Origin of the sequence: Caballeronia sp., assembly GCF_049581465.1 — a bacterium.
Classification (GTDB): domain Bacteria; phylum Pseudomonadota; class Gammaproteobacteria; order Burkholderiales; family Burkholderiaceae; genus Caballeronia.
Window position 1 is genome coordinate 1 of record NZ_JBAUSA010000662.1, and the last position, 4386, is coordinate 4386.

General features: G+C 57.4%; 5 protein-coding genes and 2 pseudogenes. 2 read left to right on the top strand and 5 right to left on the bottom strand.

The annotated features are described in order from the left end of the window. Nucleotides 1-331 (bottom strand): site-specific integrase (locus WCA53_RS16320; RefSeq protein ID WP_423912417.1); only part of this gene is annotated, 331 nt, incomplete at its 3' end. A gap of 371 nt (nt 332-702) precedes the next feature. Here WCA53_RS16320 and WCA53_RS16325 point away from each other — a divergent pair. After that, the gene (locus WCA53_RS16325; RefSeq protein WP_423912421.1) at nt 703-1272 is read left to right on the top strand and encodes a hypothetical protein; all 570 of its coding nucleotides are present in this window, start codon (nt 703-705) and stop codon (nt 1270-1272) included. 220 nt (nt 1273-1492) lie between these two features. Here the strand turns inward: WCA53_RS16325 and WCA53_RS16330 are convergent. Beyond that, nucleotides 1493-1780 (bottom strand): annotated as a pseudogene (locus tag WCA53_RS16330) (xanthine dehydrogenase family protein molybdopterin-binding subunit); the annotation flags it as partial. A 347-nt stretch (nt 1781-2127) separates the two neighbouring features. On the opposite strand from WCA53_RS16330, the gene WCA53_RS16335 reads away from it, so the two are divergent. After that, complete coding sequence (locus WCA53_RS16335) at nt 2128-2436, top strand: DUF4148 domain-containing protein (protein ID WP_423912424.1); 309 nt, start codon at nt 2128-2130, stop codon at nt 2434-2436. A gap of 95 nt (nt 2437-2531) precedes the next feature. On the opposite strand, the gene WCA53_RS16340 is transcribed toward WCA53_RS16335, so the two are convergent. The 3 genes and pseudogenes from WCA53_RS16340 to WCA53_RS16350 form a co-directional block, all read right to left on the bottom strand. Beyond that, nucleotides 2532-3128 carry an RES family NAD+ phosphorylase gene (locus WCA53_RS16340; protein ID WP_423912427.1) on the bottom strand — a complete coding sequence of 199 codons (597 nt, stop codon included), beginning with the start codon at nt 3126-3128 and terminating at the stop codon, nt 2532-2534. A gap of 83 nt (nt 3129-3211) precedes the next feature. After that, the gene (locus WCA53_RS16345) at nt 3212-3793 is read right to left on the bottom strand and encodes a hypothetical protein (RefSeq protein ID WP_423912430.1); all 582 of its coding nucleotides are present in this window, start codon (nt 3791-3793) and stop codon (nt 3212-3214) included. A 430-nt stretch (nt 3794-4223) separates the two neighbouring features. After that, nucleotides 4224-4386 (bottom strand): annotated as a pseudogene (locus WCA53_RS16350) (CHAD domain-containing protein); the annotation flags it as partial.

Sequence of the window (4386 nt, forward strand, 5' to 3'; positions counted from 1 at the left end):
TCGTACGCCTGAGGCCACGCTCCTGCATGCCATTGCGCCAAGCAGCCAGGTGCGAATGGCTGACTGAATCCCATGAAAGATTCTTTTCTTCCAAGAACGAGAAGAAGTCGTACAGGTGATCGGCGTAGGTCCTGCGGGTTGTCTCTGCGCGCGTCCGGCCGCTGATGCACGACACGAAGTACAGATAGCGGTTCGCTGCCTCGGCAAGTTCGCCCTCGCCGTTGATCAGAAACGGCACGTCTGGCGCGGGCACGCCGGCGACGCAAAACGTGTTGTCAGTGAAAATCAGGCGCACCACATCGTCCTTCCAGGCAATGTAGCTCACGGACATGCGGTCACGAATTTCAGGTCGGCTGCTTTCAGGGGAGGGGCCGCGCTGCGCGCGGCAACCCCATAAGACGAAAAGAAAGACAACGGCAAAACCCGATACCGCACGGCTATTCCAGCAATTCTACAACCCCTCAAATTCAGAGGCAGCACTCAGACGCTGGCAGAACATTTTAATTCGCATTATTTAGCATATTACGGTCGCGGCAGGGTGTGGCTTGATTTGCGTGTGCGAATGCCCTATACCGACTAGTCCTGCATCTGCGGTTGACGATTGATACCGACGACATCGATTGTCGATTGTCGGATCGTCAATTCAGCAGACGCGGGCTTCTTGAGAAACACCTCGCTAAGCGCAACAACTGGAGCACAGCCATGGCATCCGACAAGATCATGATCATTCGCCACGCCGAGAAACCAGCCGCCGATGGCTCGGTGCAAGGGGTTACCGCGGCCGGGGCGACCAACGCGGAAGAATTGATCGTGCGTGGCTGGCAGCGTTCCGGGGCATTGGTAAGGTTCTTCGCGCCCCTTGATGGCGAGTTCGCGCAACCGGGACTGGCGACACCCAACACGATTTTCACTTCGCAAGTCGCTCATCACAGCGCGAGTCTACGGCCGCAACACACGGTGTTGGAGCTCGCAACCTTACTCGGGACAGTGCCCGGCTTTCAATTCAATACTCAATATCCCAAGGGGGACGAATCGAGCCTTGTGACGGCTGCCATGGACGCCCAGGGTCCCGTTTTGATCGCGTGGGAGCATCAAGCGATTCCTGCTATCGTCAAGGCGATCGTCGGCAATTCCACACCGTATCCGCCGATCTGGCCGGATCGATTCGATCTCGTCTGGATTTTGGACCGGCAAGCGGCAGGCGCGTGGGAGTTCTCACAGGTGCCCCAGTTGTTACTGTCGGGCGATAGTCCGCAAGTCGTCCCCATTTGATCATTGTCATTCGGCGACGCTTGCTATGAACGTTTTTTGAACGTTTTTTGGGCCATCCGCTAAACGACGCTTTCATTATGATTCTCAACGCCATCGAAATCCTTTCATGGGCGCGACGGGGATAAGGGAGCGTGCGAGGCCGCAGGAGAGCAGGCCTCGCACGGTATGTCCCATTGCGCAAAGATGATTTCGGTGCAGGATGCTTCTATCGGCTTCGCTTCTAAGCGTCGATCAGTTGTTTCAAGCTGTCGCCGGCCAGCGGCATTTGACGAAGCCGTTGGCCTGTCGCGTCGAACAGCGCATTCGCGAGGGCGCCCGCAGTCGGCCCCATTGCAGCCTCTGCCGTGCCAAGGAACGGCATGCCGGGCCGATCGATCAAGTGAACCTCGACGCTGTCGGGCACCGCTGAAAAACGGAGTATTGGGTAGCTGCTCCAGTCGAAACTTCGTATCTGCTGCGTGTCGTACTTCAGCTCTTCATAAAGGGTCCAGCTTGACGCGTCAACAACCTATCGTTGCGTCTATGATTGTTTATCATGTGATTAATATCGTCGGATCGCAGCTTTTTTTCTAGTGTTTTTGCGTGCTTCGGGATTGAACGGGTCGACGGGCGGCGGGGCGGGAGTGATTCATAGCTCGCGTTTTCCTGCTATAGCGATCTGCGCGTTTTCTGGATCGGCAGTCTGACTTCGGGCAGTCTCTTAACATAAATCACCAAGGGGTTTACCCAGATTTGACAACGGTCCCTTCCGGCCAGGGGCCTTAATCTGAAGCGTCCACTTACCTAGACTGTGGTCACTGGTTGCGAACGGGGCTGTTCGTAACAGGACAAAACAAAGTCGCGAGGTAAGTCGTCATGAAATCGTTGATCCAAGCCGTTGTTGTTGCCGCCGTACTCACCGCTCCGGTCGTGTCGTTCGCTCAGTCTGATTCGACTGTCACTCGCGCTCAGGTGCGCAACGAGCTCGTCCAGCTTGAGAAGGCGGGTTATAACCCAGCCAGCAGTGGCGATGTGTCTTATCCCACCCAAATTCAGGCTGCTGAAGCCCGTGTGGCCGCGCAAAACGGCGCAGCAAGCGGTTATGGCGGAGCCGCGAACGGTTCGTCGCAGTCCGGACGCGGTGTGTCCGCCGCGGACTGGAATGCAATGTACAGCCACCCTTGATGCATTGATCCGGAGGGGATCGGAGGAGGCTAGAAGTACAAGAAACCCGAGCCGCTGTTGCGGCTTGGCGACCAGGCATGAACACTGAGGCAAGCTTATTCCTCGACGATCTGCCAATCGGCGCCCCTAGCGTCAGCGATCCCTATGCCGAAACGGTCGAGAAAGTCTGGAAGTTCCGGATGGTCGAACAATGGTACCGAGGCCCCGCGCTGGATCAGTTGCAGCCGGTCACTAAAGATCGCAACCGAAACCCGGTTGGCGAATCGGGAGTTGAAGTAAATCCCGTCAAGGTTCGCAACATTGCCGTGAATCGCGCTGCTCCACTCATTTGGCGCTGAGTAGTCCGGCGTCGAAAGCACGTGCGCATCGAAACCGAGAGACCACAGCGGCTGTGTAAGATCGGCGAGGCGCAGAGCTCGCGGATCTTCGCAGCCCAAAGTTGCAACGCGTCGTTCAATGATGGCTTGCTCGTCGATCACGTGGGGCGCGGTTGCGCCAACACCGCGGTAGCGACCGCGCATCAACGTTTCGGCCATGCAAGCGTCGAACGAAGGCGACGCGTAGAGCACCCCGAATTCGTCGTTTGGGGCGTCAAAGCGGAAAACCGTAGCCGACGTGGAGCGCCGATTGTAGTAGACCGGCTCGCGCAGGCGCCAGTGGATGCGCAGCAGAGTCGTGACCGAGAGATTCATCTCATGGACCGGACGCTCTGCTTCGTGAAAACCCGGGGGCGGCAGGGGACAGTGTTCGACCGGTCGCTTATGCGCCTCCCTGCTCACAACGCCCCCTGTTCGCCGGACACTTCCTGCTCGGCCAGATCGACTACCCGGCCCAGGTCCGCATGGGTATCGAGTATGACCTCGGCAGGCGAGTGCCCATCCAATTCGCCGCGCTTGCTACGCATGAACGAGTGAATCACCCACGAGTTCGCCTTCGCCGATGCGAAAGGCCCCAGCACAGCGATGAGGCGGACGGGATCGGCATCGAACTGCCATTTCGGGTAGCGGAACCCTCGTTCCTTGCCCGGCGGGAGCAGGGCATACAGCTCCCCCTTTTGCCTCTTTTCGTTGATCGTGCGCTCGTTGCGCCCGGCGTAGTCGCGCGCATCCAGCAAAGCCAGGTTGTCGGGACTTCGATAGTCTTCGACGGCAAAGCGGCGGCCGCGAGCTCGAGCAGCGGCGAGCGCGTCGGGGCGCTCCACGTTGAGCATCCTGTGCAGCAGAGGCTCGCCGATGTTGCCGCTGGCCACATTGTCAAAAACCGCCTTCAAGTAGTCGACCACACCTGGCTTGTCATCCGCGCCGAGCAGTCGCGCGGTGTTGGCCGCAAGTTCTTCGGTTGAAACCGCGATAGACATATCATTGACTCCGTGTTCATGATGTTCATGACTTATTCTATATGCGTTCGCGCTTGATATCAAGCTCGGACCGTGCAGAGACCCCTCAAGCCGATGAACCTTTGCGCCTGCGGCGTTTGTCCCGGCCTTCACCATTGCTCACCGTACGACCGTCACGGCGTTGAATGTGGTGCATGCGAGGAAAAAATACCCCTGGCTTAACGGTGGTGCGTTGATGTAGGTAAACATATAAAAGTTGATAATTAACGTTATGTAAAATAGAATATGGCGATTAGTTTGATCATTCGCGAATGCCCCTAGACACTCATCCTCAGAGTGCAAAAACATAATCGCGGAGGCATTCGAGAAGAATCGGCCTACAAAGCCCGCGCCCACCTGTCCAGGTAGCTCAGTGACACTGCTGCACTGGATGCTAGAGGTCTCGGCAGGTTTAACTTGCGATGGCTCGAACACGCCGCGATGCAGCACGCATGCGTCGGCACTTCTGTTTTTCAAGCCATTGCAGCGACTCCTGCACGATTTCGGGTGGAACGTCGTTGAATGACGCACTCCGAATCAAGGTCTCACTTGCGGCAATGTCGTTGAACAGGCCG